At 70.8% G+C, this 24,849-nt stretch carries 28 protein-coding genes and 1 other RNA gene; 4 read left to right on the top strand and 25 right to left on the bottom strand.

Annotation, left to right across the window (positions count from 1 at the left end):
- Positions 1 to 37 precede the first annotated feature (37 nt).
- The 11 genes from K1X13_RS16900 to ftsE form a co-directional block, all read right to left on the bottom strand.
- Complete coding sequence (locus K1X13_RS16900; RefSeq protein ID WP_221026313.1) at positions 38 to 226, bottom strand: hypothetical protein; 189 nt, start codon at positions 224 to 226, stop codon at positions 38 to 40.
- 469 nt (positions 227 to 695) lie between these two features.
- Complete coding sequence (locus tag K1X13_RS16895) at positions 696 to 1,502, bottom strand: DUF2182 domain-containing protein (protein WP_221026312.1); 807 nt, start codon at positions 1,500 to 1,502, stop codon at positions 696 to 698.
- 59 nt (positions 1,503 to 1,561) lie between these two features.
- A complete protein-coding gene (locus K1X13_RS16890; RefSeq protein ID WP_221026311.1) occupies positions 1,562 to 2,206 on the bottom strand; it encodes a DUF1326 domain-containing protein in 645 nt (214 codons plus the stop codon).
- A 286-nt stretch (positions 2,207 to 2,492) separates the two neighbouring features.
- Positions 2,493 to 2,789 carry a putative quinol monooxygenase gene (locus K1X13_RS16885; protein WP_221026310.1) on the bottom strand — a complete coding sequence of 99 codons (297 nt, stop codon included), beginning with the start codon at positions 2,787 to 2,789 and terminating at the stop codon, positions 2,493 to 2,495.
- A gap of 144 nt (positions 2,790 to 2,933) precedes the next feature.
- Complete coding sequence (locus K1X13_RS16880) at positions 2,934 to 3,281, bottom strand: PepSY domain-containing protein (protein WP_221026309.1); 348 nt, start codon at positions 3,279 to 3,281, stop codon at positions 2,934 to 2,936.
- 392 nt (positions 3,282 to 3,673) lie between these two features.
- Positions 3,674 to 4,043, bottom strand: a transfer-messenger RNA (tmRNA) gene (gene ssrA / locus K1X13_RS16875).
- Positions 4,044 to 4,136: 93 nt separating this feature from the next.
- Positions 4,137 to 5,009 (bottom strand): amidohydrolase family protein, encoded by an 873-nt coding sequence (locus tag K1X13_RS16870; protein WP_308249610.1) that lies wholly within the window; start codon positions 5,007 to 5,009, stop codon positions 4,137 to 4,139.
- Positions 5,006 to 5,482 (bottom strand): SsrA-binding protein SmpB, encoded by a 477-nt coding sequence (smpB, locus tag K1X13_RS16865; RefSeq protein ID WP_221026308.1) that lies wholly within the window; start codon positions 5,480 to 5,482, stop codon positions 5,006 to 5,008. Before smpB ends, K1X13_RS16870 begins: the two co-directional genes overlap by 4 nt.
- A 35-nt stretch (positions 5,483 to 5,517) precedes the next feature.
- Complete coding sequence (locus K1X13_RS19770) at positions 5,518 to 6,780, bottom strand: M23 family metallopeptidase (RefSeq protein ID WP_221026307.1); 1,263 nt, start codon at positions 6,778 to 6,780, stop codon at positions 5,518 to 5,520.
- Between the two features lie 93 nt (positions 6,781 to 6,873).
- The gene (gene ftsX / locus K1X13_RS16855) at positions 6,874 to 7,794 is read right to left on the bottom strand and encodes a permease-like cell division protein FtsX (protein ID WP_221026306.1); all 921 of its coding nucleotides are present in this window, start codon (positions 7,792 to 7,794) and stop codon (positions 6,874 to 6,876) included.
- Positions 7,795 to 7,815: 21 nt separating this feature from the next.
- Positions 7,816 to 8,505, bottom strand: coding sequence for a cell division ATP-binding protein FtsE (gene ftsE / locus K1X13_RS16850; protein WP_221026305.1), 690 nt, complete (start codon positions 8,503 to 8,505; stop codon positions 7,816 to 7,818).
- 150 nt (positions 8,506 to 8,655) lie between these two features.
- Here ftsE and K1X13_RS16845 point away from each other — a divergent pair, with 150 nt between their 5' ends.
- Complete coding sequence (locus K1X13_RS16845; RefSeq protein ID WP_221026304.1) at positions 8,656 to 9,327, top strand: hypothetical protein; 672 nt, start codon at positions 8,656 to 8,658, stop codon at positions 9,325 to 9,327.
- 30 nt (positions 9,328 to 9,357) lie between these two features.
- Here K1X13_RS16845 and prfB read toward each other — a convergent pair whose 3' ends face one another.
- Both prfB and K1X13_RS16835 read right to left on the bottom strand, forming a co-directional pair.
- A complete protein-coding gene (prfB, locus tag K1X13_RS16840; protein WP_221026303.1) occupies positions 9,358 to 10,476 on the bottom strand; it encodes a peptide chain release factor 2 in 1,119 nt (372 codons plus the stop codon).
- Between the two features lie 109 nt (positions 10,477 to 10,585).
- Positions 10,586 to 10,861, bottom strand: a complete 276-nt coding sequence (locus tag K1X13_RS16835) for a hypothetical protein (RefSeq protein WP_221026302.1) — start codon at positions 10,859 to 10,861, stop codon at positions 10,586 to 10,588.
- Between the two features lie 169 nt (positions 10,862 to 11,030).
- Here K1X13_RS16835 and K1X13_RS16830 point away from each other — a divergent pair, with 169 nt between their 5' ends.
- Complete coding sequence (locus K1X13_RS16830; RefSeq protein ID WP_221026301.1) at positions 11,031 to 11,357, top strand: plasmid stabilization protein; 327 nt, start codon at positions 11,031 to 11,033, stop codon at positions 11,355 to 11,357.
- 123 nt (positions 11,358 to 11,480) lie between these two features.
- Here K1X13_RS16830 and K1X13_RS16825 read toward each other — a convergent pair whose 3' ends face one another.
- The 8 genes from K1X13_RS16825 to K1X13_RS16790 form a co-directional block, all read right to left on the bottom strand.
- Entirely contained in the window at positions 11,481 to 12,167 is a 687-nt protein-coding gene (locus tag K1X13_RS16825) for a SigB/SigF/SigG family RNA polymerase sigma factor (RefSeq protein WP_308249609.1), read from the bottom strand.
- Between the two features lie 294 nt (positions 12,168 to 12,461).
- On the bottom strand, positions 12,462 to 12,920 hold the full coding sequence (locus K1X13_RS16820) for a pilus assembly protein TadG-related protein (RefSeq protein ID WP_221026299.1): 459 nt from the start codon (positions 12,918 to 12,920) through the stop codon (positions 12,462 to 12,464).
- Positions 12,917 to 13,369 (bottom strand): hypothetical protein, encoded by a 453-nt coding sequence (locus K1X13_RS16815; protein WP_221026298.1) that lies wholly within the window; start codon positions 13,367 to 13,369, stop codon positions 12,917 to 12,919. Before K1X13_RS16815 ends, K1X13_RS16820 begins: the two co-directional genes overlap by 4 nt.
- Positions 13,366 to 13,758, bottom strand: coding sequence for a TadE/TadG family type IV pilus assembly protein (locus K1X13_RS16810; protein WP_221026297.1), 393 nt, complete (start codon positions 13,756 to 13,758; stop codon positions 13,366 to 13,368). The genes K1X13_RS16815 and K1X13_RS16810 overlap by 4 nt, the downstream gene beginning before the upstream one ends.
- Before the next feature lie 3 nt (positions 13,759 to 13,761).
- On the bottom strand, positions 13,762 to 13,959 hold the full coding sequence (locus K1X13_RS16805; RefSeq protein ID WP_221026723.1) for a hypothetical protein: 198 nt from the start codon (positions 13,957 to 13,959) through the stop codon (positions 13,762 to 13,764).
- 34 nt (positions 13,960 to 13,993) lie between these two features.
- Complete coding sequence (locus tag K1X13_RS16800; protein ID WP_221026296.1) at positions 13,994 to 14,929, bottom strand: type II secretion system F family protein; 936 nt, start codon at positions 14,927 to 14,929, stop codon at positions 13,994 to 13,996.
- Complete coding sequence (locus tag K1X13_RS16795) at positions 14,926 to 15,780, bottom strand: type II secretion system F family protein (protein ID WP_221026295.1); 855 nt, start codon at positions 15,778 to 15,780, stop codon at positions 14,926 to 14,928. Before K1X13_RS16795 ends, K1X13_RS16800 begins: the two co-directional genes overlap by 4 nt.
- Before the next feature lies 1 nt (position 15,781).
- Complete coding sequence (locus K1X13_RS16790; RefSeq protein WP_221026294.1) at positions 15,782 to 17,035, bottom strand: TadA family conjugal transfer-associated ATPase; 1,254 nt, start codon at positions 17,033 to 17,035, stop codon at positions 15,782 to 15,784.
- A gap of 865 nt (positions 17,036 to 17,900) precedes the next feature.
- Here K1X13_RS16790 and K1X13_RS16785 point away from each other — a divergent pair.
- Entirely contained in the window at positions 17,901 to 19,208 is a 1,308-nt protein-coding gene (locus K1X13_RS16785; RefSeq protein ID WP_221026293.1) for a polysaccharide deacetylase family protein, read from the top strand.
- 212 nt (positions 19,209 to 19,420) lie between these two features.
- Here the strand turns inward: K1X13_RS16785 and ligD (K1X13_RS16780) are convergent, their stop codons facing one another.
- Both ligD (K1X13_RS16780) and ligD (K1X13_RS16775) read right to left on the bottom strand, forming a co-directional pair.
- The gene (ligD, locus tag K1X13_RS16780) at positions 19,421 to 20,359 is read right to left on the bottom strand and encodes a non-homologous end-joining DNA ligase (RefSeq protein ID WP_308249608.1); all 939 of its coding nucleotides are present in this window, start codon (positions 20,357 to 20,359) and stop codon (positions 19,421 to 19,423) included.
- Positions 20,356 to 21,282: a non-homologous end-joining DNA ligase gene (gene ligD, locus K1X13_RS16775; RefSeq protein ID WP_221026292.1), complete on the bottom strand. Its 927-nt coding sequence runs from the start codon at positions 21,280 to 21,282 to the stop codon at positions 20,356 to 20,358. The genes ligD (K1X13_RS16780) and ligD (K1X13_RS16775) overlap by 4 nt, the downstream gene beginning before the upstream one ends.
- Before the next feature lie 62 nt (positions 21,283 to 21,344).
- Here ligD (K1X13_RS16775) and ku point away from each other — a divergent pair, with 62 nt between their 5' ends.
- Positions 21,345 to 22,400 (top strand): non-homologous end joining protein Ku, encoded by a 1,056-nt coding sequence (gene ku / locus K1X13_RS16770; RefSeq protein ID WP_221026291.1) that lies wholly within the window; start codon positions 21,345 to 21,347, stop codon positions 22,398 to 22,400.
- Between the two features lie 28 nt (positions 22,401 to 22,428).
- Here the strand turns inward: ku and K1X13_RS16765 are convergent, their stop codons facing one another.
- The gene (locus K1X13_RS16765) at positions 22,429 to 23,328 is read right to left on the bottom strand and encodes an SDR family NAD(P)-dependent oxidoreductase (RefSeq protein ID WP_221026290.1); all 900 of its coding nucleotides are present in this window, start codon (positions 23,326 to 23,328) and stop codon (positions 22,429 to 22,431) included.
- The gene (locus K1X13_RS16760) at positions 23,325 to 24,740 is read right to left on the bottom strand and encodes an amidase (protein ID WP_221026289.1); all 1,416 of its coding nucleotides are present in this window, start codon (positions 24,738 to 24,740) and stop codon (positions 23,325 to 23,327) included. The genes K1X13_RS16765 and K1X13_RS16760 overlap by 4 nt, the downstream gene beginning before the upstream one ends.
- Positions 24,741 to 24,849: the final 109 nt, after the last annotated feature.

Below are 24,849 nucleotides of genomic sequence, written 5' to 3'. Positions count from 1 at the left end.
TGGGCTCGTCGGGATCGCGGGGCGGTGGGAGCGGGGGTCACCGGGGCCTCCGCTTCTTGGAGGGCGACTTCGCGTCGACGGCTCGCTGGCTGTACTGGATCCCGAAGTACGCGCTCACGATGGCGGCGATGGAGCTGGTGACGGCGCCCAGTGCCGCCACGCCGGACTCGTTGTTCCAGCGGAACGCCACGACGACGACGGCGACCAGCAGCCCGATGAGCGCCATGAAGACCGCCCAGAGCCCGGATCTCAGGTGCCTCTCGTCCGGCAGCAACTTTCTCTCTCTGTCCCCTGAAGCAGACATTGCGCGACTGTCCTTCCGCAGTTCACGTGTGAGGGATCCGACCCCCCGCGGAGCATGCCCGGACAGAGGCCGCTGGGGTCGAGAGAGTCCAGGTACATCGTCATCGACTGATGCGTGATGTCCTCGCCCTGCACCGCCTTCTCGCGAAGCGCGGCTGGGCGAGGTGTCCGACCGTGGACGAGTCCACGCCGGTTGGTCCCCCGTGCTTTTTACTTTTTCCTTTACCTGAGAATGCCCCGTGTACCGCTTGTGTGGACATCACCCGTGATGCCCATCTTGGGGTAGTCCGCAAAGTGCACCGAGGGTGTTTCTTCTTCGCGAAACGGGCGAACGTCACGTATCGGACGCCAGGGAGATTCGCGGGCCTCGGCGACCGGCCGTACCGCGGCGGTCACATGCCGGACTGCCGCCCCATCTCACCGGAGCCCGATCCGGTTCCGGCCAGCGCCTGGAGGACGGCGGGCTCGAGCGCGACGAGGAGCCCGAGTGCGATCAGGGTGGCGCCCACCAGGCGCGTGAGGCCCACGCCGTGCCGCCAGCACTTCTCGGTGAGGAAGAGCAGCGCGATCCCTGCCATCCAGACGAGGTTCATCAGTCCGACCACCAGCAACAGGCTCATCGCCGCCCAGCAGCAGCCCAGGCAGTAGCCGCCGTGGACGAGACCGGCGCGGAGGGCGCCCACCGTGCCGCCGCCGAAGTCATGGCTCATGACGAAGGCCAGGGGGCTTCGACAGGTGCGAAGACAGACCGACTTCCAGCGGGTGAACTGGTAGGCGCCGGCCGCCGCGACGGCCACGCCGGCCAGGGTGGGCAGCCACCGTCCCTCCCCCGCCGTCGCCGACACGTGCCGGAACCCGAGCAGGGCAGCCATGGGTACGACACCCGCGACGGTCCAGGCCGTCAGGTAGCCCAGGACGAAGGCCACGGTGGACGCGGCACCCTCGCCGCGGCGACGGGTGACCATGCGGTGCGCTGCCACCATCGGTACGGCGGTGGGGAACATCATGGCCGTGGTCATGCCGACCCACATCACCAGGAACGTCGCCCCCGTCAACGTCATCGGCGACGCCGTCCCGATCTCGGCGAGCCCACCGGCCATCCCGGCCATGTCGGACGACTGGCCCGCCGTCACGACCCAGGCCAGCACCGAGCCGGCCACGAGCCAGGCGCTCACGACGACGACCACGCGGCGTGACACGCCGTCGAGCACACCGGTCTGCCCCAGCGGAGGACTCACCCCCGCGGGTCCGCCGCTCCTCACTCGTCCGGACCGCGCCAGTCGAACGGGATGTGCTTGCTGGACCGGCCGTCCCACTGCCACTGGAAGCCGAAGGCAGGTGCGTCGACGTGGTCCGTCGTGGCGACGGCCCAGGTCGCGACCTGACCGGGCCCCACCTCGGACCCGGGTGGGTTGAGCATCTGCACGCGCGCGCCCGGAGGCGTGGTCGGACCGGTGAGGGCCTCGGCCAGAGCGCTGACCCGACCGGGCACCTCGACGCTGAAGCGCGAGAGGTCCCCGCTCACCTCCATCGTGATCGGCACCCGCTCCATGCCCCGCATCTCGCCGACGGTTTCGGCGAACTGCCCGGGCCAGCCGCCGGCCTCCCCGCCGAAGATCGCCAGGAGCGCCTGCTGCTGGGCCTCGTCGGCCCGGTCGTCGACGTACATGCCGAGCGCCACCTTCGCGCCGTCCCAGACGTTGCCCTCGAACTCGCCGAGAGCCACGACGTTGAGCCCGTCGAGGGACACGTCTCCGTAGCTGCCCTCACGCACGTGGTAGGCCAGCACGCCCTGGCAGTGGTTGCCGGTGGGCGCCTGGGCGAACTCGCAGGGGCAGGGCATCGAACAGCTGCAGACGTCGAACCAGTCCCCGGCCAGGTGCCACTGTGGGATGTCAGCCATCTCCGCCTCCAGGTCCAGAGAAACCAAGGTGAAGGCGCGGGCCGCTGCGAACGCCTGCGTGGTGCCGCATCGGCTTCCCCGTCGGCCGGCGTCGATCCCATCGTGCGCTCGGTGACGGGCGCACGGCAAGGGCGTGAACCGGGCGGCCTCTCCCGTTTGAACCGACCGCGCGAGGATCAGCTGGACCGTCTCGTGGGGGTGCGGCCGAGAACTGCGTCAGGAGAGCGCGGTACGCCCGGCAGGGGTGGGTTGCCGCCGAAGCCCGGGAGGTCGAGCTGCGCAGAGGTCACTTCACCGCGAGGACGTCGATGGTGCGGATGTCGGGGTCAGCGGCGAGCAGATCGGGTCCCACCTGTCCGAGGGCGGCGGGGATCTGACCGTTCAGGTGAGCCTGACGGTCGTCCTCACCCTCGAAGGTGTCGAAGATCCCGTACGTCGTGTCGCTGATCTTGAAGGCGTACCAGGTCACGGTCCCGGACTCGGCCGCCGCGAGCTCACGCCCCTGGCGGAGGAAGTCCGCGACCTCGTTGCCTTTCCCAGGCTTCGCCTCGAGCAGGGCCAGCAGTCCTCGATCGACAGCCATCACAGATGTCCTTTCCTTGTGGTGCTCATCGACCCTAGTCCTCGCGGACCCGGTGGTGATACGTCGCGAGCTCGATGAACCCTGCGCCCGCGTAGCCACGGGACGCGGCGGCGTTCGACATCTCGACCTGCAGGGCGCTCCCAGTCAGTCGTCGTCTTGGCCCTCGGCCTCCTCGCTTTCCGTGCCCAGGACCTTGAAGTCACTGCTCAGCTCGACCTCGGTGACGCTCCCGTCGCCGAGCTCGACCTCGACCTCGTAGTAGCCCTCGGCGTCGTCCTCCACCTCGGTGTCGACAACGGTTCCCTGGCCCGTGTGGGCGAGCGCGGCTTCCTTCGCGCGGTCCAAGGCCTTTCCCGAGATCGACACGTCGTTGCCCTGCTCGGTGTCGTCGGCGTCGTCGTCGACGATCGCCGCCACGGCGATGCCGGTGCCCACGCCGATCGCGGCGAGGGTGGTGACACCGAACGCGATTGCCTTGGTCGTGCGCTTCATGGTCACTCCCCGTTCTCGTATCCCTCCCCAGCCACACTAGGTCGTCTCACGCCGTTCGGGGAGGGTGCTCTCCGGCCCCGTTCGAGCCGAAACCGCGACATTCCCCGATGCAGGGTTGTGCAGGGACCCCCGGGTGAGCACTACCCGTCATCACCGCCGCGCCGTGGATGACCGGGTCATGGCACGTCCGGGTCGTGGAGCCCCCGAGCACGCTCCTTCGCAGAGCCCTTGGGACATCCCCAGCCCTTGTCGTACGGGGGACCAGAACGCAGCAGAGCCGCGCTGACTCTCGTCAACACGGCTCTGCTTCAACAGGGAGTCCGCTGGAGTCCTCGCACTGCTGCGAGGACCATTTTCGCGGACCGGGTGCTCACTTGTGTGCGAACACCCCGACGTGGAGCTGGCGGGAATCGAACCCGCGTCCTTCGGCGTCGATCCAGGGCTTCTCCGGGTGCAGTTCGTGATGTCGTTTTCTCAGTCCCGGCGCTCGCACGAACACGTCGCCGACAGACTCAGCCACAGAAAAGTCCCGGTGAGTCCCTGTGGCCAGGACTCACCAGCAAGCCTCCTAGATGAGGCCAGGATCTGAGCCGGAGGCGGCGCTCAGTCTGACCCGTTCACCAGTCGCTCAGGCGGCGAGGGCGAACGAACTGCGCTTGGAGTCGGCAGTTATTGGTTTCCAAGGATCGTTAACGAGATGACCTTGGATCCTCGACCCGCTTCCCCTGGAACTAACGTCCCAAGTCGAAACCGATCAGCCCCTGTTGAGTTGTCAATCGTGACTACTGTACCCGGCACAACCGACCGGGTGCGCACGATATTCCCGCGGGAGCCGTTTCCAGGTGGCAGGACGGCTCAGCCGACCAGGGCCGCGGCGTTCTCCCAGCAGACCTTCCGCAGCCACGCCTCCCCCAGCCCCAGCGCCTCGAGCGACTCCAGCTGGTGGGCGTAGGGGTAGGGGATGTTCGGGAAGTCCGAGCCGAGCAGCACCCTGTCGCCGAGGTCCCGCAGCCGGGGCAGCAGATCGGCCGGGTACGGCGCCATCTCCTCGAAGAACCCGGTGAACGCCATCGTCGTGTCGAGGTGCACCCGCTCGAACTCCTCGGCCATCTCGAGGAACTCCACGTACTCCGGCGCGCCCATGTGCGCCAACACCGCGGTCAGCCTGGGGTGCCGGCGCAGCACCTCGAGCACCGGAGCCGGCCCCGTGTGCTCGTTGGGGACCGGCCCGGAGCCGGCGTGGACCACCACGGGCGTGCCGGCGTCGGCGATCTGCCCCCACACCTTGTCCAGGTGCGGGTCGCGGACGTCGAAGTTGCCGACCTGGACGTGCACCTTGAAGATCTCCACGCCCGCGTCGATCGCCTCCGCGACGTAGTCGGCCGCCTCGGGCTCGGGGTAGAACGTCGCGGAGTGCAGGCACTCCGGGGTGGCCGCGGCGAAGTCGGCGGCCCAGTCGTTGAAGTACCCCGCGACACCGGGGCGGTGGGCGTAGGGCAGCGCGGAGAACCGCCGTACGCCGAGGGCGCGGAGCTGCGCGACCCGCTCGTCGTCGGTGCCGCGGTAGGTGATCGGCCAGGGTCGGCCGATCTTAGGGCCGGCGCTGTCGAACTGCGCCCAGACCTTGGCCATGATGTCCGGCGGCAGGAAGTGCACGTGCACGTCGTAGAGCCCGGGCAGCCCGAGCCGCTCGGCCCAGGCAGGGACCTCGCTGTCGGCGAGCGTCACCGGATGCCCTTGAGCCGGCGGCCGATCTCCTGCTCCTTCTCCCGGTTCGCCTGCCGCTCGGCAAGCGCGTGCCGCTTGTCCCACGTCTTCTTGCCCTTGGCGAGACCGAGCTCCACCTTGGCGCGGCCGTCCTTGAAGTACAGCGACAGCGGGACCAGGGTCAGGCCGCGCTCGTTGACCCGCGACTCGATCTTGTCGATCTCGTGGCGGTTGAGCAGCAGCTTGCGCTTGCGCCGGGCGGCGTGGTTGGTCCAGGTGCCCTGCGTGTACTCGGGGATGTGCACGCCGTGCAGCCACACCTCGCCGTCGTGCACCTCGGCGAACCCGTCGACGAGGGAGGCCCGGCCGGCACGCAGCGACTTCACCTCGGTGCCCATGAGGACCATGCCGGCCTCGTAGGTGTCCTCGATGTGGTAGTCGTGGCGCGCCTTCTTGTTCTGCGCGACCAGCTTGCGTCCCTGCTCCTTGACCATGACGACGATTCTGTCAGGTCAGGACAACGAGGTTTCTACAGCCAGCCCATCGGGTTCACGGTGGCGCCGTTCTCGAACACCATGAAGTGCAGGTGGCACCCGGTCGAGTAGCCCGTCGAGCCGACGTACCCGATGATCTCGCCGCGCGAGACGTTCTCCCCCACATGGGTGGAGTACGAGCTCAGGTGGTTGTACGCCGTGGCCAGGCCGACCCCGCGGTGGTAGCCGTTGTCGATGATCACGCGGTTGCCGTAGCCGGTGTTGAAGTAGGCCGCGATCACCTGGCCGCCGGCGGACGCGCGGATCGGCGTACCGCAGGAGGCGCCGAAGTCGGTGCCGTCGTGCAGCGTGTACTGGTGGTAGACGGGGTGCATGCGCATGCCGTACGGCGAGGTGATGTAGCCGTTGACCGGGTAGTCGAGGAACCCGCTCGACGCACGCGACGCCTGGCTCTCGGCAGCGGCGGCTGCCGCGGCGGCAGCGGCCGCGGCCCGTGCGGCGGCGGCCTCGGCGCGCTTGCGGAGCATCTCGGAGATCTTGTCGCGCTCCTGCTGGAGCCCGCGCAGCACGGTCAGGTCGGCCTCGCGCGCCTTCACCGCGGCGGCGTGCGCGTCGGCCCGGATCGCGACCAGGTCGGAGACCTGGGCCTCGGCCTGCTCGGCCTGCTCCTCCAGCGCCTTCTTGCGCTCGAGGTTCTTCGCCGCCTGCTCGCGCTGGACGGCGACCTCCTCCTTGGCCTCCTCGACCTCCTGCTCCTTGACGGTCAGCAGCACCCGGGACGCCTCGAGGCGGTCGAGGGTGACGGCTTCCTTGTCGAGGACGTTGCGCACCGAGTTCAGCTGGCTGCTCAGCTCGGCGGGGTCCTGGGAGGTGAGCACCATGGACAGCCCGAGCAGGCTCGGGTCGCCGCTCTGGTAGTTCTGGACCGCGATCTGGCCCAGGGTCTCCTCCTGCTCGGCGATCTTCTCCCGGCCCTCGGCGAGCTCGGCGCGGGCGGCCTCCAGCCGGGCTACCGCGGCCTCGAGCTTGGCCTGCATCTGCCGGTCGAGCACTTCCGCGGCCGCCAGCTCGCCCCGCGTCTCGGCGAGGTGCTGCTCCGCGGCGGCGAGCTTGGTCTGGGCGGCACGCAGCGCCGCGTCGGCAGCCTGAAGCTGCGCGCTGGACTGGTCCAGGTGCTCGAGCGTGTCGTTGATGTCGCCCTGCACGCGCTGCTTGCGCTCGTCGAGCTCGTCAGCCGAAGCCAGCGGGATCGCAGCGGTGCCCAGGAGCACGCTGCTCGCCGCCAGGGCGGCTATCACGCGGCGACGGGTAGTACGGGGGAAGTTGCGAACCACCGGTCTGCCTTAGCTGTTGATTTGTTGCGAGATCGTTTAGACCGTAACCGACTTAACTCAGACTTTGAGGTATTTCCGGGTCATCACGAGAGTCGGCACCAAGGTGAGCAACAACCCGATCAGGGCAATCCACCCAAGTGCCCACACTCCGTCGGCCCAGTCGATCCAGGCAACGATGTTGGACGTCGGTCTCAGCCGCTCGTAGATCACGAAGTACATGAAGGCGACCAGCGCTCCCCCGGCCAGGGCCACACCGATGAACGCCGCGACCAGCGACTCCATCAGGAACGGCAGCTGGATGTAGAGGCTGGAGGCGCCGACCAGCCGCATGATGCCGATCTCGCGGCGCCGGGCGAACGCGGCCAGCCGGATCGTGTTGCCGACCTGGAGGACCGCCGCGACGACCAGGAAGCCGGCGATGCCGATCGCCCCCCACTTCATCACGTTCATCCAGAAGTAGATCGGCTTGAGCACCTCGCGGAGGTCCCGCACCGTGTTGACGCCCTCGAGCCCGGAGACCTGGCTCTTGATGCCCATGAACTTCTCGGGGTTCTTCAGCTGCACCCAGTAGGACTCCTGCATGTCGGAGGCCTTGATCGACTCGTAGACGCGCTGCTCCGTCTCGTCGTTGGAGACGTAGGCGCTCTTCCACTTCTGGTAGGCCTCCTGCTTGCTCTGCAGGCGCCACGACGCGACCTCGGGGTGGGTCTCGAGGACCTTCTCGATCTCGTCCTTCTGCGGCCCGGTGACCTCACCGTTCAGGCAGTTCGCGGTGGTGGAGTTCTGGTTGCACAGGAAGACGGTGATCTGGAGCTTGCTGCCCCAGTACTCCTCCGCCTTCTGTGCCTGCGCGTTGAGCAGCAGGCCCATCCCGACGAGGGTGAGCGAGACGAAGATCGTGACGATGACCGCGATGGACATCGACACGTTGCGCTTGAGCCCGTTGCCGAGCTCGGAGAAGACGTAGGTCAGCTGCATCGAGTAGTTCCTGGTCCTTGCTCAGTGCTGGTAGCCGTACACACCGCGCGACTGGTCGCGCACGATGTGGCCGCCGGACAGTTCGATCACGCGCTTGCGCATCTGGTCGACGATGCCTGCGTCGTGGGTGGCCATGATCACGGTCGTCCCGGTCCGGTTGATCCGGTCCAGGAGCTTCATGATGCCGACCGAGGTGTTCGGGTCGAGGTTTCCGGTGGGCTCGTCGGCGATCAGGATCATCGGCCGGTTCACGAACGCCCGGGCGATCGCCACGCGCTGCTGCTCACCGCCGGAGAGCTCGTCGGGCATCCGGTTGCCCTTGCCCTCCAGGCCGACCAGCTCGAGGGTCTCGGGGACCACCTTGTTGATGTGGCTGCGCGGCTTGCCGATCACCTGCAGGGCGAACGCCACGTTCTCCGTGACGGTCTTGTTCGGCAGCAGGCGGAAGTCCTGGAAGACGGTGCCGATCTGGCGGCGCAGGCCCGGGACCTTCCAGCCGGCCAGGCGGTTGATCTCCTTGCCGGCGACGTACACCTTGCCGTGGGTGGGCCGCGCCTCGCGCAGCACCAGCCGCAGGAAGGTGGACTTGCCGGAGCCCGAGGCGCCGACGAGGAAGACGAACTCCCCCTTCTCCACCTCCAGGCTTACGTCGTCGAGCGCAGCGCGGCTCTGGCCGGCGTACGTCTTGGTCACATTCTCGAACCGAATCACGGGCGTGGTTGGCCGGGCTCGGGGACACAGGATTCAACGCCACGCGCACCTGGAGGTATGCGGCGTATCCGACCAACAAACGAGTCTAGGTGACGATGGTGACCCTCCCTAACAGGGTGATCGGTCGGGTGTTTCGCATACGTTGGTGCCATGCCCCGTCCGACCGCCGCCGCCGTGTCCGTCCCACGGAGCCGCCGCCGGTGGGGTACGGCGCTCCTGCCGCTCGTGCTCGCGGTGACCGGCTGTACGTCCTCCCCGGAGCCGAAGGCCGGGCCCTCCCCCAGCGCGAGCGAGCCGCCGGTCAGCCGGGTCGACCTGAGCGGGCTGCCCGTCGCGCGGGCGGCCTTCTGCGACCTGCTCGACCAGGAGTCGATCGGCGACGCGCTCGGCGGCACGGTGATCGGCACGGACCACTACGGCAACGGCGACGAGGTGAACATCACCCCGGACCTCGAGGACATCTCGCACGAGTTCAACTGCACCTACTACGGCGCTCCCCCCGCCAAGGCACGGGTGTGGGTGTTCGCCCGCCCGGTGCTCGAGCCGGAGGCCCGGTCCCTGGTCCGGGAGGCACGGCGGGACGACGGCTGCTCGTTCCCGGACACGGTCGGGTTCGGCTCGCCGTACGTCGCCTCGGTCTGCCGCGCGGACACCGACCAGCGGGCGGTCCGGGTGCGGCTGCAGGGCCTGTTCGGCGACAGCTGGCTCAGCTGCGAGCTGACCCGGCCCGGCTCGGCCAAGGAGGGCCGCACGGAGCAGGCGGTCGCGGCCGCGGAGCAGTGGTGCACCGACGTAGTGACCACGATCGGCGCCCGCCCCTGACGGGACGGCACGCCGCGTGTGAGGCGCAGGTCAGGAGACGGCGGCCTTGTCGGCGCCGCGGCGCCAGCGGATGCCCGCCTCCAGGAAGGCGTCGATCTCGCCGTCGAAGACCGCCTGCGGGTTGCCGGTCTCGTAGTCGGTGCGCAGGTCCTTGACCAGCTGGTAGGGGTGCAGCACGTAGTTGCGCATCTGGTCGCCCCACGAGCCCTGCACGTCGCCGCGGAGCTCGTCGAGCTGCGCGCGCTCCTCGGCCTTCTTCAGGGCGAGCAGCTTGGCCTTGAGGATCACCATCGCGCTGGCCTTGTTCTGCAGCTGGCTCTTCTCGTTCTGACAGCTGACCACGGTGCCGGTCGGGATGTGCGTGAGGCGCACCGCGGAGTCGGTGGTGTTGACCGACTGGCCGCCGGGGCCCGAGGAGCGGTAGACGTCGACGCGGATCTCGTCCTCGGGGACGTCGATCTCGTCGGTCTGCTCGAGGACCGGGACGACCTCGACCGCGGCGAACGACGTCTGCCGGCGGCCCTGGTTGTCGAACGGGCTGATCCGCACCAGGCGGTGGGTGCCGGCCTCGACCGAGAGGGTGCCGTAGCCGTACGGCGCGTGGATCGCGAAGGTCGCGGACTTGAGGCCGGCCTCCTCCGCGTAGGAGGTGTCGAAGACCTCGACGTTGTAGTTGTTGCGCTCCGCCCAGCGGGTGTACATCCGCATGAGCATCTCGGCGAAGTCGGCCGCGTCGACGCCGCCCGCGCCGGAGCGGATGGTCACGAGGGCCTCACGGGAGTCGTACTCGCCGGAGAGCAGGGTGCGGACCTCGAGCTGCTCGACGGCCTTGTGCACCTTGCGGAGCTCGGCTTCGGCCTCGGCCATGGAGTCGCTGTCACTCTCCTCGGCGGCGAGCTCGGCGAGGATGCCGAGGTCCTCGATCCGGCCGTGCAGCCGGGTGAACCGGTCCAGCTCGCCCTGGAGGGCGGAGAGCCGGCCGGTCACGCGCTGGGCGTTGGCCTGGTCGTCCCACAGGTCAGGCGCGGCGACCTGCTCACCGAGGTCGGCGATCTCGGCGCGCATGGCGTCGAGGTCGAGCACCTGCTCGATGGTGTGCATCGTCGCCTTGAGCTGCTTGATCTGGGTTTCGAAGTCGGGGCCTGCCACGAGCGCAAGGTTACGCGACGTTCGGCGGCTGACCTACCGGCGCAGGTAGGTCACCCGTCCGCGTGGTCCCGTACCCGGCCCCGTACGGGTGCGGAACCACGCCCGCCGGTCAGCTGGCTTCGTCGCCGCGCCCGAAGCCGTTCGGGCCGGTCGAGCTGCTCTCGTAGCTGTCGCCGGAGCCGGTGTGGCTCTTGGCCTTGTCCACGGCGGAGGAGGCGGCGTCCTTGGCGACGTGCTTCGCCTCGTCCACCTTCTTCTGCACGGTGGGGTTGGTGCGGAGCTTCTGGGCCTGGGTGGCGATCTGTTCGTAGCGCTCACGGCCGGCCTTGGCGCCGAGGACGTACCCCGCGGCGGCCGCACCGACCACCATCAGCTTCTTCATCATGTCTGTCCCCTTCGTCGTCTCTGGTGGCTCCCTGACGGAAGCCCTGCTCTCCAGGCGTTACCCCGGCGGGCTGGTTCCAATCAGGGGCATGTGTCTTCGTGGCCTCGGGTACCTCGTGGGAGACCAGGCCCGGGCCGGCGGACCCGGGCCCCGACGAGAGGAGCAGGCGATGCCCCAGCAGTCGTGGAGCAAGAAGCGCGAGCGGCAGTACGACCACATCAAGGAAGGTCTCGAGGACCGCGGCCGCGGCGAGGAGCAGGCGGAGGAGATCGCCGCCCGCACGGTCAACAAGGAGCGGGCGCGCGCCGGCGAGTCGGAGCAGGCGAGCCGTACGTCGACCAGGGACGTCTCCTCGGGTCGCCGCGGCGGGAAGCGTTCGCACCAGGGTGCCGGCGGGCGTACGAGGGACCAGCTCTACGAGGAGGCCAAGCGGAAGGGCGTGGAGGGCCGCTCGAAGATGAGCAAGGCGGAGCTGGAGAAGGCCGTCGGCCGCTGACCCGGGCGTGGACCGGGGGCCGCGCCGCCGCACCGAACCTGCGGGCACGAAAAAGCCGGGCCGTCCTGACAGCGGCGTACGTGTCAGCGACGAGCCCGGCTCTTCTGTCGTGCTGAGGTTCTCCTAGTCGGAGAGCTCGGTGCGCAGGTCGGACAGGATGCGCGACAGCAGCCGCGACACCTGCATCTGCGTCACGCCGATGTCCCCGGCGATCTGCTCCTGCGTCCATCCGTGGAAGAAGCGCAGCTCGAGGATCCGGCGATCCCGCGGCTTGAGCTTGCGCACCGCCGGGCCGAGCAGGATCCGCGCCTCCGCGCGGCCCAGGTCGGCGTCGTCGGCACCGAGGAGCTCACCAAGCGACGTGGAGCCGTCCTCCCCGACGGGGACGTCGAGCGAGGCCGGGGTGAAGCAGCCGTCGGCGGCGAGAGCCTCGACGACCGAGTCCACGTCGATGGACAGGTACGCCGCGACCTCGCTGGGCTTCGGCGACCGGTGGAGCGTCTGCGAGAGCTCGGTCGACGCACGGGAGATCTGTGCCTGCAGCTCCTGGATCCGGCGGGGCGGGCGAACCGTCCAGCCGAAGTCGCGGAAGTAACGCTTGACCTCACCGGTGACGGTGGGGACGGCGTAGCTGAGGAAGTCTCTCTCGTACGACGGGTCGAACCCCTGGACGGCCTTCACGAGGCCGACGTAGGCGGCCTGGAGGAGGTCGTCCTTGGCGATGCCCCGGTCGCGGTACCGGGCGGCGATGGCCCGGGCCACCCCCATGTTGAGCACCACGACCTCGTCGCGCAGTCTCTTGCGCTCCACGTCGTCGGTGGTCTCCGCGATCTGCGCCAGAAGGCGGGCGGTGATTTCGCTGCGGTCAGCCTCAGGGACCAGATCGGTCGAGACGGGCTGTGTGGTCAGATCTTGCTCATGTAGCTCAGGTGAAGCGGTCATCGTGACCTCTTACTTACTCATGGAGCTGAGTGGCACGTTGGCTGAACCACCACTCGCACTAAAGCACCTCGTGGTCAGGACGGCAAGCCAGGATGACCCGAATGTCACAGATTGAGAGTTAAACGACTGCCCCGAACGGACTACTGACACTGACCCTTCTGTTCAGTCTCCGATAATCACCACCGATGCGGCGGTGGCGGTGACCAGCGGCCGGCGCGCGACCCCGGGCACGGAAAGGGGCAGGTCGAGCGGTGCACCGACGCGGACGACCACCCGGTCGGCCCGGGCGGAGACCTCGTAGGAGAGCCCCGGGTAACTGCCGGTGGCGCCCAGCGCACCGAGGTAGTCGGCGACGTACTGCTCCGCCGCGACCGGGTCGATCCGCGCCCGCTCCCCCAGGCCACCCGTGTAGACCTGCTCGCCCTGCACACCGTCGGCGGCGGCCAGCGCCGCGCCGTCGGCGAGCGAGCTCAGCCCCTGCCGGTGCAGGTAGGCGGCCGAGGCGTCCACCACGACCGCGACCATCAGCGCGGCGACCACGGCGAAGCCGACGATCAGCAGGCTGGTCTGACCGCACTCCCCCGCCGGGCGGCCGCTGGGGACCGGGCGGACCCGGCTCACGGCCGATCCTCCCGGAAGGTGCCGTAGGGCACCCGGTGCACCGCGTCGACCGCGATGCTCGGGGTCTGCCCGCCGAGTGCGGTCGGCAGCAGCGGCAACGGCACGGAGTAGCCGACGGTCACGGTGATCACGGACCCCGGCGCGAGACAGTTCCGCGGGTCGGGCTCGCACCGGAAGCCGAGCGTCTCGCGTCCGGGGTCGAGCGACTGGTCCTGCAGCGCGAGCACCGCGGCCGCGGTCGCTTGTCCGGGCGCGACCGACTCGCTCGGCGCAACCGCGTAGGCACGACCCGCCGCCCGCGCCGCGCCGCTGACGCCGAACGCCGCCCGCTGCACCTCGAAGACCGCGAGCACGATGTAGAGCAGCGGCACCAGGAGCAGGAGTGCGAGCCAGGTGACCTCGACCAGCGCCGTGCCGCGCTCGCCGCGGGGCGCGCCGCCGCGGCTCACGGCACGACCTCCTCGACCGCGTGCCCGGACACCGAGAGCCGCACGCCCGGCCCCCACAGACCCAGCGGCGGGACCTCGGCCTCCACGTCGACGCGGACCGCCTGGGCGCCCTGGACGTCGACCATCTGCGCGGTGACCCCGGAGGCGAACCGCGACGCGAGGGCACCCGCGATCTGCTCGCGGGTACGTGCCGCGCCGGCCTCGGCTGGGCGGTCCACCACGGCGGCGTACCGGGCACCCTCGGATGCCGCCGCCGTGAGGGTGTTCCGCACGTGGAGCACCAGCGCCACCTGGAGGATGCCGAGGAACAGCGGCACCAGCACCACCAGGACCAGCACGAAGTCGACCACCGCGGACCCGACCTGGGACCGTCGCGCCAGCGGAGCCATCGCTCAGCCCGACACCGAGCTGAGCGCGTCGGACAGCATCTGCGACAGCGCGTCGCCGGCGACCGCCCACAGCGCCGCCACCAGCCCGGCGGTCATCACGGTGATGAGCACCCAGCCGGGCACGTCACCCCGCTCGCCGGTGCGTCCCTCGCGCAACCGGGCCGCGGCGAGTGAACAGGTACGGATCAGCAGGTCGGTCATCGGTTTCCCCTCTTGTCTGCATCGAACGACTCGTTCACGGCGTCACCAGCCGCAACCCCACGACTCCCGGCCAGAAGGCGAAGAGCACGGTCACCGGCAGGACCAGGAAGACCACCGGCACCATCATCAGGACCTCCTTGCGCGCGCCCGACTCGATGAGGGCGCGCCGCCCCGCCTCTCGCACGTCCGCTGCCTGCGCGTGCAGGACATCGGTGAGCGGGGTGCCGCGCTCCACCGCCACCGCCATGGCCTCGGCGAACCGGGCCACCACCGGAAGGCCGGAGCGCCCGGCCATCTCGTCGAGCGCACGGGCGACCGGCGTGCCCGTCCGGATCGCGGCAAGGACGCCGGACAGGTCCGCGGACAGCTCGCCGTGCGAGCGGGTGACGACCCGGTCCAGCCCGGAGACGGGTCCCTCCCCCGCGACGACGGCGAGGGCGAGGAGCTCGGCGATCGCGGGGAACTCCGCCAGGATCCGCCGCTCCCGCTCGCGGACCTGGGTCGTCAGCCGGTTCTCGCGCAACAGCGCGCCGAGCACGAAGGCGACGCAGCACAGGATGAGCAGGGGGACGGCGCGTCCGGGCGAGCGGAGCATGACCACGAGCGACAGGGCCGCGGCCACCGCGAAGGCCGCCAGTCCCCACAGCACCTGCTCGACCCGGAAGTCGTGCACGCTCATGGCGAGGTTGGCGCGTTCGAGCCGTCGTCGCACCGACGTGGCGCCGCCCAGCACCCGGTCGAGCGAGTCGGCGCCGGAGCGGAGGAACGGGCCGAACGCGCCGCCGAGGACACCGGGCGCCCGGCCCGCCTGGAGCTCGGGCAGGACGGCGAGCTGCGGCAGGTCGCGGACGTAGGGCAGGACGCGGGTGTCGAGCCTCGGGCGGCGCAGCACGATCACCCGGCTCAGCGCCAGGATGGTGCCGAAGCCGACCCCCGCGCCGAGCAGCCCGCCCCATGCCGCCAGGCTCACGAGAGGATCCGCCTCTCCTGCGGCAGCCGCCCCAGCCGGACCATGAGCCGGTAGGCGACGAGACAGCAGCCGGCACCGACGGCGAGCACCACCACGCCGGCGGGCGATGCGTAGCGCGAGATCACCTCGCGCTGGAAGGAGAGCAGGAGCAGCACCGCCCACGGTGCGGCGACGGCCAGCCTCGCCCCGTTGACGGCCCAGGCCTGCCGCGCCTCGAGCTCGGAGCGGGTGCGGGCGTCCTCGCGGAGGTAGCCCGACAGGTTCCGCAGCAACCGACCGAGATCCCCGCCGCCCACCTCACGCGCGACCCGCAGCCCTTCGACCACCCTGTCGCCCACGGGGTCGGCCAGCCGGACCTTGAGCCGGTCGAGGCACTCGCCGAACCGGCCAGTCACCTGGTAGTCCACGGCGAAGACCCGGAACGGCTCGCGCAGCGGATCGGGTCCCCGGGTGCCCAGCTGGGCCAGCGCCTCGGGCAAGGACATGCCTGCCCGCACGGCCGAGGCCAGGTTGTCGACGGCCTCCGGCCACACCTCCGCGAGCTCCCGCTGCCTCCGGCGGGCGCGCCCGCTGAGCAGGGCGAGCGGCAGGTACCCGGCGAGCAGCGCGAACGTGATGCTGACCGGCGCAGTCCCCGAGACCACCTGGACCGAGAGCCCGGCCGTGACCGCTGCGCCGAGGCACACCACGACCACGCCGCCCGGACGGGTCCCGGCCAGCCCGGCGCCGTGCAACAGCGTGGTCAGCCGGGACGGCGGACGATCCCGACGCACCGGCTGCCGCGGCGAGGCGAAAGCGAGGAAGACCAGGAGCAGGCCGACGCCGACTCCGAGCCCGAGAGCCGTCCCCATGTCAGCCGGCCTCGTTCAGGAGAGCGTGCACGTCGACCCCGATCCGGGCGTACCGCTCGGGACGCGGCGGCATCCCGGTGAGGCGCACCAGCCCGTCCTGCTGCCGCACGAAGACCGTCTCGGTCTCGATCGTGTCCTGCTCCACCCGGCCGGGGACCGCGACGATCTCGTTGACCCGTCGTACCCCGTGCTCGTCGATGCCCAGGTGCACGACCAGGTCCACCGAGGCGGCCACGGTGGGAACGACGAACCGTGCACTGATGTTCTCCCCCGCCAACAGCGGCAGCGTGCACATCTTCACCAGGGCCTCGCGGGCGCTGTTCGCGTGCAGCGACGCCATCCCGGGGAGTCCGGCGTTGAGCGCGAGCAGCAGGTCGAGGCACTCCTGCGCCCGCACCTCGCCGACGATCACCCGGGAGGGGCGCATCCGCAGGCTCTCCTTGACCAGGTCGCGCAACGTGACCTCGCCGGTGCCCTCGAGGCCGGACTGCCGGGTCTGCAACGCGACCCAGTCGGGGTGGTTGAACCGGAGCTCGAAGACCTCCTCCGCCGAGATCACCCGGTCCTCGCCGGGGATGCTCGCCGCGAGGCAGTTCAAGAAGGTCGTCTTGCCCGCCTGGGTCCCTCCTGCCACCACGACGTTGAGCCCGGCGCGGACCGACGCGTCGAGGAAGGACGCCGCCTGCGTGGTGAGGCTGCCGAGCTCGACCAGGTCGTGCATACGCGAGGCGCGCACCACGAACTTGCGGATGTTGACCGCGCTGAAGCCACGCGAGATCCCTTCGAGCACCACGTGCAGCCGGTGGCCGTCGGGCAGCATCGCGTCGACGAACGGCTGGGACAGGTCGACCCGGCGCCCGCTCGACTTGAGCATCCGCTCCACCAGCTCGTCGACCTGCGCCCGGCTGAGGATCGTGCTGGTCAGCTCGTGCCGCCCGGCCCGCGCCACGAACACCCGGCTCGGGTCGTTGACCCAGACCTCCTCCACCGTCGGGTCGTCGAGGTACCGCTGGAGCGGACCGAAACCGGCCACCCGCGCGACGAGCTCCTCGACCACGGCCTCGGGGTCCCCGAGCGGCGACACCGATCCGGTCAGGCTGCGCTGGTCGTGGTCCTGGACCAGCCGCTCGGCGAGCCCGCGGACCAGGCGTACGTCGGCCTGCGGGTCCACGCCGTCCCGGCGGACCACCTCACGCAGCGCTGCGTCGAGCGTCTCGACCACGTCGTCGTGCGGGTCGGCGTGCACCAGGCTCATGAAGGGTCCCCGTCCACCGTTTCGTCCCTGATTCCCGATTCGGCAGTCTCACCCAACTTCGTCCGATTCGGCTAGACCCCGGTCGAGGATCTGTGGACAGGTCGGGGCTCCTGTGACAGGAGCGTCGCCAGTGACGTCCACGCCCGGTGCTGCCCCGCCCTGTCGGAGGGGGACGCCGACCGGCGCCGCCGACTCCCAGGCCAGCCCAGGTGCGCTATTGCGGGTGGCCGACGGAACTGTTCACACTTGAACTAACGTCCAGGCCGGGGGGCCCGGGCCCATTGGGGGGATCCAATGGTTCAGACAAGCCGTGTAGAGGCCGCTGCCACCGTGAGGGCGGAGACCGTCGAAGTACTGAGCCTCTGCACGCCGTGCAGTCTCGGCATCCATTCCTGCTGCAACACCCGCATGCGCGCGTGCCACTGCTACGCGGACTGGCACCGGGTCTCGCGACCGGCTGTCCGGGTGGTCCAGGTACGACGCAAGCCGGTCCGCTAGCTCCGACTGACCCCAGCGCCGCGCTGCCGGACTCGGGAACTGTCGGACACGGCGGACGAACCGCGGCTCGCCAGCGGCCCAATGAGCCATGTGGGCCATGGACCCAAACGGTGCGTAGAGCGCAACGTCATGGGTGTCGTGAATTGTCGGCAGCAGACGGCGCTGCCACGCGGCCCAGCGGAACGCAGGGAAGGGCCGAGCCGACCGGTCAGGGGGAACGTCCATGTCATCGAGCGCGCAGGGATCTACGGGGAAGCGGGCACCACACCGGAGGGGACCTGCTCTCACCCGGGTCCTGACGGTCCTCCTGCTGGGTCTTGCCGCTGCCGTCGTCGGCGTACCGCAGTCCCAGGCGGCGTCACCCACGGTGGTCAGCCTGACCTTCGACGACGGCCAGGCCAGCCACTACTCGACGCTCCCGATGCTGCAGAGCCGGGGCATGAAGGGCACCTTCTACATCAACTCCGACCTGGTCGGCGACTCCAGCTACTACATGACCTGGCCGCAGATCCAGGAGCTGTACGCCGCCGGCAACGAGATCGGCGGCCACACCCTGACCCACGTGAACCTCAACAACGTGAGCGTCTCCACGGCCACCCGCGAGGTCTGCGACGACCGGACCAACCTGGTCGACCGGGGGCTCGGCCCGGTGACGTCGTTCGCCTACCCCTACGCGGCGGCGAACTCCACTTCCCAGTCGGTCGTCGAGTCCTGCGGCTACACCAGCGGCCGCGGGGTGGGCAGCCTGCGCGACGACTGCGGCGGGTGTGCCTACGCCGAGACCATCCCGCCGGCCAACCCGTACCGGCTGCGGACCGCCCTCGACGCCACGAGCAGCACGACCCTGGCGCAGCTCCAGACCGTGGTCATCAACGCCGAGAACAACGGCGGCGGCTGGGTCCCGCTGGTGTTCCACGGGGTCTGCCCCTCCTGCACCGGCAGCAACTCCTTCAGCCCGGCGACGTTCACCGCCTTCCTCGACTGGCTCCAGCAGCGCAGCTCCAGCGGCACCGTCGTGCGCACCGTGGGCGAGGTCATGGGCGGCACCTCCACGCCTCCCCCGCCGCCGGCGCCCGCCGCACCGACCACGAGCATCGCCTGTGACCAGGCGGCGTGCTCGACCGGCTGGTACCGCAAGACCTCGGTCTCGGTGGCGCTCACGGCGACCGACCCGGTCGGATCGGCGACCACCACCTACTACACGACCGACGGGAGCGACCCGACAACCAGCGGGTCGAGGGTCCAGTACGCCGGACCGTTCTCGGTGACACAGACGACGACGGTGCGGTACTACTCGACCAACGCCGCCGGGCTGGACGAGACGCCGCGCTCGCAGACCGTCCGGCTCGACGCCGCCGCGCCCGCGGTGAGCATCACCAGCCCGACCGCGGGATCCTCCATCGCCCGCCGCACGGGCACGGTGACCGTCAGCGCCACCGCCCAGGACCTGGGCACCGGCTCCGGGGCCCCCTCCGGCATCGCGCGCGTCGTGTTCTACGACGGGACCACGACGCTGGGCACCGCGACCGCGCCCACCACCGGGACGACGACGTACTCGGTGTCCTGGCGGGTGCGCAACGCCGCGGTGCGGCAGCACACGCTGACCGCGGTGGCCACGGACGTCGCGGGCGGCTCGACCACGTCCGCGGGCGTCACGGTCTCCATCACCCGGTAGGCCGACCGGATCGCGACCGGCACCCCTGCTTCCCGCCCGGGCAGGTGTGCCGCCGCATGCCCGGGCAGATTCTCGGACACCTGGGTTAAGCGACCACAAGCCTGGGTAAAAGGTCCTCGGTTGTGCAATCGACGTGCGGGCCCCCGCCGTGTCTCGGGAGCGGCGGGGCTCGCACGTCAGCCACCCACCGTCGTACGGCGGCCGCCGCGGCTTCAGCCCTTCGGCGCCGTACCGAGCTCCCGGCCGAACACGTCCCCGTCCGCGGCCACCCGCTCCATCACCGCGTCCAGGTCGAGCTGGCGCAGCGCGTCCTTCTTCTCCGCCCCCTCCTCGACCTCCGCCCAGGTCCGCGGCGCGGCGACGTACGGCGCGTCGGTCCCCCGCAGCGAGTACGGGCTGATCGTGGTCTTCGACGCGGTGTTCTGGCTCCAGTCGAGGAACACCTTGCCCGGCCGCTTCGCCTTGGTCATCTGCCACAGGACCAGGTCGGCGTGCGACCCGGACAGCTCCTTGGCGATCTGCTGGGCGAGGTCGCGCACCTCCTCGGCGTTCTTCCGCCCGGGCAGCGCGGCGTACAGGTGCAGCCCCTTGCTGCCGCTCGTCACCGGCGCCGACGCCAGGCCGAGGTCGGCGAGCTTGTCCCGCACCAGCAGCGCCACCTGGGCGCACTCGTGCAGGCCGGCGGGCGCACCCGGGTCGAGGTCGACGACCAGCCGGTCGGGGTTCTTCGGCTGGTGGTTGCGGCCGAACGTCCACTGGTGCACGTGCAGCTCGAGCGAGGCGAGGTTAGCCAGGTAGGTCAGCGCCGCGAGGCTCTCGACCACCGGGTAGCTGATCGTGTCGCCGCCACCGCGCGACCCGGTCGACGAGACGGTCTCGTAGCGCAGCCAGTCCGGCGCCCCCGGCGGCAGGTTCTTCTCGAAGAAGCTGCCCTCCCCGGTCCCGTTGGGCCACCGGATCCGGGTCACCGCCCGGTCCGCGAGGTGCGGCAGCAGCACCGGCGCGACCTGCGCGTAGTAGTGCAGCACCTCGCCCTTGGTGGTCCCGGTGGCCGGGTAGAGCACCTTGTCGAGGTTGCTGATCTTCAGCCGGTGCCCGTCCACCTCGACGGTCACCTCCTGCTCCTGCTGCTTGGGCACCGTCGCGCTCACTTCCCCAGGTCGTCGGGTGACAGGTCGGTCCGCACGCCCAGGTAGCTCGGCTGCCGCAGCCGCCCGCCGCGGGTGAGCCCGAGCGAGGCCAGCTCGACCACGAGCCCGGGACGCACCCAGACCGTACCGACGGCGTCGACCCGCGGCACCTCGTCGCAGAAGGGGGGCGCGTCCGCGCACAGCGGCCCGAGCAGCTCCTTGAGCTGCTGCCCCCGCCGCCCGGCGATCCCGCTGCCCACCCGGCCGCGGTAGAGCAGGCCCTCCGGACCGGGCTCCCCGACGAGCAGGGCGCCCACCCGGCTCGTGCTGTCGGTCTCGTAGCGCCAGCCGCCGACGACGTACGACTGGGACGGCCGGTTCGGGAACTTCAGCCAGTCGGGGCTGCGCCGGCCGGGGAGGTAGCGCGAGTCGAGCTTCTTGCTCACCACGCCCTCGAGCCCCTGCTCCACGGTGGCCCGCACCAGGGCCGGCCCGTCGTCGTACGTGCCCGGCACCTGCCAGCGCGGCCCGGACAGACCCAGCGACTCCAGCGTCTTGCGGCGGACGCTCAGCGGCTCGCTGGTCAGGTCCCGGCCGTCGAGCTCGAGCAGGTCGAACACGATCAGCGTCACCGGGTTGGCCTCCGCGAGCACCCGCGCCCGCTGCACGTTGCCGACGTGCATCCGGTCCGCCAGTGCGCCGAACGTCGGGACTCCCCCGGCCATCGCGACGACCTCCCCGTCGAGCAGCACGTCGTGGCCGAGCCCGCCGAGGTCGTGCAGCTCCGGGAAGCTCGCGGTCACGTCGTTCTCGTTGCGCGACCACAGCCGCAGGACGCCGTCGCGGACCTCAGCGAGCACGCGCATGCCGTCCCACTTCACCTCGTGCATCCAGCCCGGTCCAGTGGGTACGACCGTTCCTCGACTAGCCAGCATCGGGCGCATGGGTCCATCCTGACCTACAGGCCGGTGCATCGTGTCGCACCGCGGCAGAGAGGGGACCCCACGTGCGTGCCATCTGGAAGGGCGCCGTGTCGTTCGGCCTGGTCAGCGTGCCGGTCAAGCTCTACGCGGCGACCGAGAGCCACGACGTGCAGTTCCGTCAGGTGCACGCCAAGGACGGCGGCCGGATCAAGTACCAGCGCGTGTGCAGCATCGACGGTGAGGAGGTCGCGTACGCCGACATCGCCAAGGGCTACGAGACCGACGACGGCCAGATGGTGATCCTCGACGACGACGACCTCGCCGAGCTGCCCTCCTCGAGCAGCCGCGAGATCTCGGTGGAGAAGTTCGTGCCCAGCGAGCAGATCGACCCGCTGCTGCTGGAGAAGTCCTACTACCTCGAGCCCGACAAGGCCGCCGCCAAGCCCTACGCGCTGCTGCGCGAGTCGCTCAAGGAGGCCGACCGGATGGCGGTGGTCACCGTCGCCCTGCGCAACCGCACCAGCACCGCGGTGCTGCGCGTGCGCGACGACGTGATCGTGCTCCAGACGATGATGTGGCCCGACGAGATCCGCAAGCCCGACTTCGCCGGCCTCGACGCCAAGGAGAGCGAGGTCAAGCCGCAGGAGCTGAAGATGGCCCGGCTGCTCGTCGACACCCTGGCCGGCGACTACGACTCGACCGAGTACGAGGACGACTACCGCGGAGCGGTCGAGGCGATCGTGCAGGCCAAGCTCGAGGGCGGCGAGGTCAAGCACGCCCCTGCGGCGAAGGAGAGCACCGGCGAGGTGGTCGACCTGCTCGCGGCCCTGCAGCGCAGCGTCGACGCGGCGAAGACCTCCCGCGGGGAGAGCGCGTCCTCCGAGACCACCGCGGCCGCCGAGCCCGCCGGCGAGTCCGCCGGCGAGGAGCCGGCCGAGGAGGCCGCGTCCGAGGAGGCGGCGTCCGGCGGGGGCGGCACCAAGACGGCCACGAAGAAGTCCGCCACGACCTCGTCGTCCACCAAGAAGGCAGCCGCGAAGAAGGCCCCGGCCAAGAAGGCGGCCGCGAAGAAGTCCGCGGGCAAGTCCTCCACCGCGAAGAAGACCACCGCCAAGAAGACCGCGAAGAAGGCCAGCTGACCTTGTGGCCGCCGCGGGACGTCGGCGCTCAGCCGGTTGGGCGCTCCTCGGTCACGTGCCGCGCCGCCGCGGGCGAGTCGGGGAAGCGTACGGCGGCCGCGTGGCTCAGCGCGTCCGACAGCCGCGGCGCGACCAGGTTGAGCACCTCCGCGACCGACCCGGCGAGGGTGTTCACGGTCAGCGGCCGCTCCTCCAGCGCCCGCACCACCTTCGCCGCCGCCTGCTCCGGGCTCAGCGCGGGCGTGCGCGCGTAGAGGTCGGTCGGCCCGATCATGTCGGTGCGCACCAGGGACAGCCGGACGTTGGTGAAGGTGACCCCGTCGCCGTACGCCTCCCGCCCCACGATCCGGCTGAAGGAGTCGAGCGCGGTCTTCGAGGCGATGTAGGCGGAGAACTTCGGCGCCTTCACCTGCACGCCCCAGGTCACGATGTTCACCACGTGACCGAAGCGCTGCTCGCGCATGTGCGGCAGCAGCCCGAGCACCAGCCGCACCGGCGCGAAGTAGTTGATCGCCATCGTCCGCTCGTAGTCGTGCATCCGGTCGTAGGACAGCGCCACCGACCGGCGGATCGAGCGCCCGGCGTTGTTGACCAGCATGTCCACGCCGCCGTGCACGCGCAGCACCGTCTCGACCAGCCGGTCGACCGCGCGGGGGTCGGTGAGGTCGCAGGGGTGGGCGTACGCCGTGCCGCCTGCCGCCTCGATCCGCGCGACCACCCGGGCCAGCTCGTCCGCGCGCCGGGCCACCAGCACCGGGGTCGCGCCGCGGGCGGCGACGGCGAGCGCGGTGGCCTCGCCGATCCCCGACGAGGCGCCGGTGACCAGCACCGTCCTGCCCTTCAACGGGCTAGCCGGGTCGACCCCGGGCAGCAGGCGTACGGCGCGCCGCGCCCAGGCCTTGGGCGTGGTGAGCAGCAGCCCGCTCATGCGAGCCCCGGCCGGGCGTCGGCCCACGGCCGGGCCTGCTCGAGCTGCGCGGAGACGGTGAGCACGGTGGGCTCGTCGTGCGGCCGGCCGACCAGCTGCACCGACAGCGGCAGGCCGTCCGAGCCGAAGCCGGCCGGGACCGCCGCGGCGGGGTTGCCGGTGATGTTCCACAGCGCGGTGAAGGCGATCATCGGCTGCGCCTTCCACGCCGCGCGCAGCGCGCCCGCGCCGTCCAGGACGCCGACCTCCGGCGGCCGCGAGGCGATCGTGGGCGTGAGCAGCAGGTCGTGGGTGTCGAAGACCCGGTTCACCTTCGCGGCCACCTTCTCGCCCTGCCGGATCGCCCACTCGACGGTGCGCGGGCGGACCCACGCACCGAGGCGCAGCGTCTCGCGGGTGCGCCGCTCGAGCAGCTCGGGGTGCTCGACCTCGTCGGCCTCGGCGCGCACCCCGCCGAAGAACTGCGGCACGAACGCCGCGGTGCTGTCGGGGTAGTGCGGGTCGACCTCCTCCACGTGGTGGCCGAGCCGCTCCAGCAGGGACGCGGTCTCGTGCACGGCGTGGATGTGCTCCAGCTCGGCGCGGAAGCCCCGGACCGCGGACCTGGTGGACCAGCCGATGCGCAGCGGGCGCACCGTCCCCTCGGCCGCCCGGACCGCGTCGACGAACGACGAGGACGGTTCGTCGGCGTGGAAACGGTCGCCGGGCATGGCGCCGCGGATCACGTCGTACACGAGCGCACTGTCGAGCACGCCGCGGGTCAGCGGGCCGGTGGTGCCCAGCGACCACCACAGGTGCGGGTGCGGAGCGCTGGTGACCCGGCCGCGCTGGGGCTTGAGGCCGTACAGCCCGCAGCAGGCCGCCGGGATCCGGATCGACCCTCCCCCGTCGCCGCCGATGCCGACCGGGACCAGGCCCGCGGCGACCGCCGCGGCGCTGCCGCCGCTGGAGCCGCCCGTGGACCGGGTGGTGTCCCAGGGGTTGCGGGTGAGGCCGTACGCGGTGGACTCGGTGAACGGCCACTGCCCGAACTCCGGCATCGCGGTCTTGCCGACCACGACGGCGCCCGCGGCCCGGAGCCGCCGCACGACCTCGCCGTCCGCGGCCGCCGGGCGGGTGTTCGCGCGGCCCCCGAAGGTGGTGACCTGGCCGGCCACGTCGAGCTCCTCCTTGATCGCCACCGGCACTCCGTGCAGCGGCCCGAGGTCCTCCCCGCGCGACCGCGCCGCGTCCCGGGCGTCAGCCTCCGCCCTCGCCTCCTCGCGGAGCACCACGGTGAAGGCGTGCAGCCGTCCGTCGACCCGGTCCACCCGGTCCAGGCAGCCGTCGAGGAGCTCACGCGCGGAGACCGCGCCCTTCCGCAGCAGCCGCGCCTGCTCCGACACCCCGGCGTAGAACGTCTCGTCCGTCATGGAAGCGACCGTACTGGGCGTATGCCGCCACGCATACCGCCGCCCCGACCTGGGTATGAGCGTGAGCGGCGTCACAAACGAAGACACGTTCTGACTGCACGGGAGAGCC

It is taken from the genome of Nocardioides jiangsuensis (assembly GCF_019679455.1).
Lineage (GTDB): Bacteria > Actinomycetota > Actinomycetes > Propionibacteriales > Nocardioidaceae > Nocardioides_C > Nocardioides_C jiangsuensis.
Note: the sequence above shows the minus strand (reverse complement) of the source record. Positions and strands in the feature narration are given on the sequence as shown.

Bases quoted from the DNA above. Each gene is read 5' to 3' on its own strand.
- K1X13_RS16900 (WP_221026313.1), bottom strand. From the start codon at position 226: ATGGCGCTCATCGGGCTGCTGGTCGCCGTCGTCGTCGTGGCGTTCCGC.
- K1X13_RS16890 (WP_221026311.1), bottom strand. From the start codon at position 2,206: ATGGCTGACATCCCACAGTGGCACCTGGCCGGGGACTGGTTCGACGTC.
- K1X13_RS16885 (WP_221026310.1), bottom strand. From the start codon at position 2,789: ATGGCTGTCGATCGAGGACTGCTGGCCCTGCTCGAGGCGAAGCCTGGG.
- K1X13_RS16880 (WP_221026309.1), bottom strand. From the start codon at position 3,281: ATGAAGCGCACGACCAAGGCAATCGCGTTCGGTGTCACCACCCTCGCC.
- smpB (WP_221026308.1), bottom strand. From the start codon at position 5,482: ATGGTCAAGGAGCAGGGACGCAAGCTGGTCGCGCAGAACAAGAAGGCG.
- ftsX (WP_221026306.1), bottom strand. From the start codon at position 7,794: ATGCAGCTGACCTACGTCTTCTCCGAGCTCGGCAACGGGCTCAAGCGC.
- K1X13_RS16845 (WP_221026304.1), top strand. From the start codon at position 8,656: ATGCCCCGTCCGACCGCCGCCGCCGTGTCCGTCCCACGGAGCCGCCGC.
- K1X13_RS16835 (WP_221026302.1), bottom strand. From the start codon at position 10,861: ATGATGAAGAAGCTGATGGTGGTCGGTGCGGCCGCCGCGGGGTACGTC.
- K1X13_RS16830 (WP_221026301.1), top strand. From the start codon at position 11,031: ATGCCCCAGCAGTCGTGGAGCAAGAAGCGCGAGCGGCAGTACGACCAC.
- K1X13_RS16810 (WP_221026297.1), bottom strand. From the start codon at position 13,758: ATGGCTCCGCTGGCGCGACGGTCCCAGGTCGGGTCCGCGGTGGTCGAC.
- K1X13_RS16805 (WP_221026723.1), bottom strand. From the start codon at position 13,959: ATGACCGACCTGCTGATCCGTACCTGTTCACTCGCCGCGGCCCGGTTG.
- K1X13_RS16795 (WP_221026295.1), bottom strand. From the start codon at position 15,780: ATGGGGACGGCTCTCGGGCTCGGAGTCGGCGTCGGCCTGCTCCTGGTC.
- K1X13_RS16790 (WP_221026294.1), bottom strand. From the start codon at position 17,035: ATGAGCCTGGTGCACGCCGACCCGCACGACGACGTGGTCGAGACGCTC.
- ligD (WP_221026292.1), bottom strand. From the start codon at position 21,282: ATGCGCCCGATGCTGGCTAGTCGAGGAACGGTCGTACCCACTGGACCG.
- K1X13_RS16765 (WP_221026290.1), bottom strand. From the start codon at position 23,328: ATGAGCGGGCTGCTGCTCACCACGCCCAAGGCCTGGGCGCGGCGCGCC.
- K1X13_RS16760 (WP_221026289.1), bottom strand. From the start codon at position 24,740: ATGACGGACGAGACGTTCTACGCCGGGGTGTCGGAGCAGGCGCGGCTG.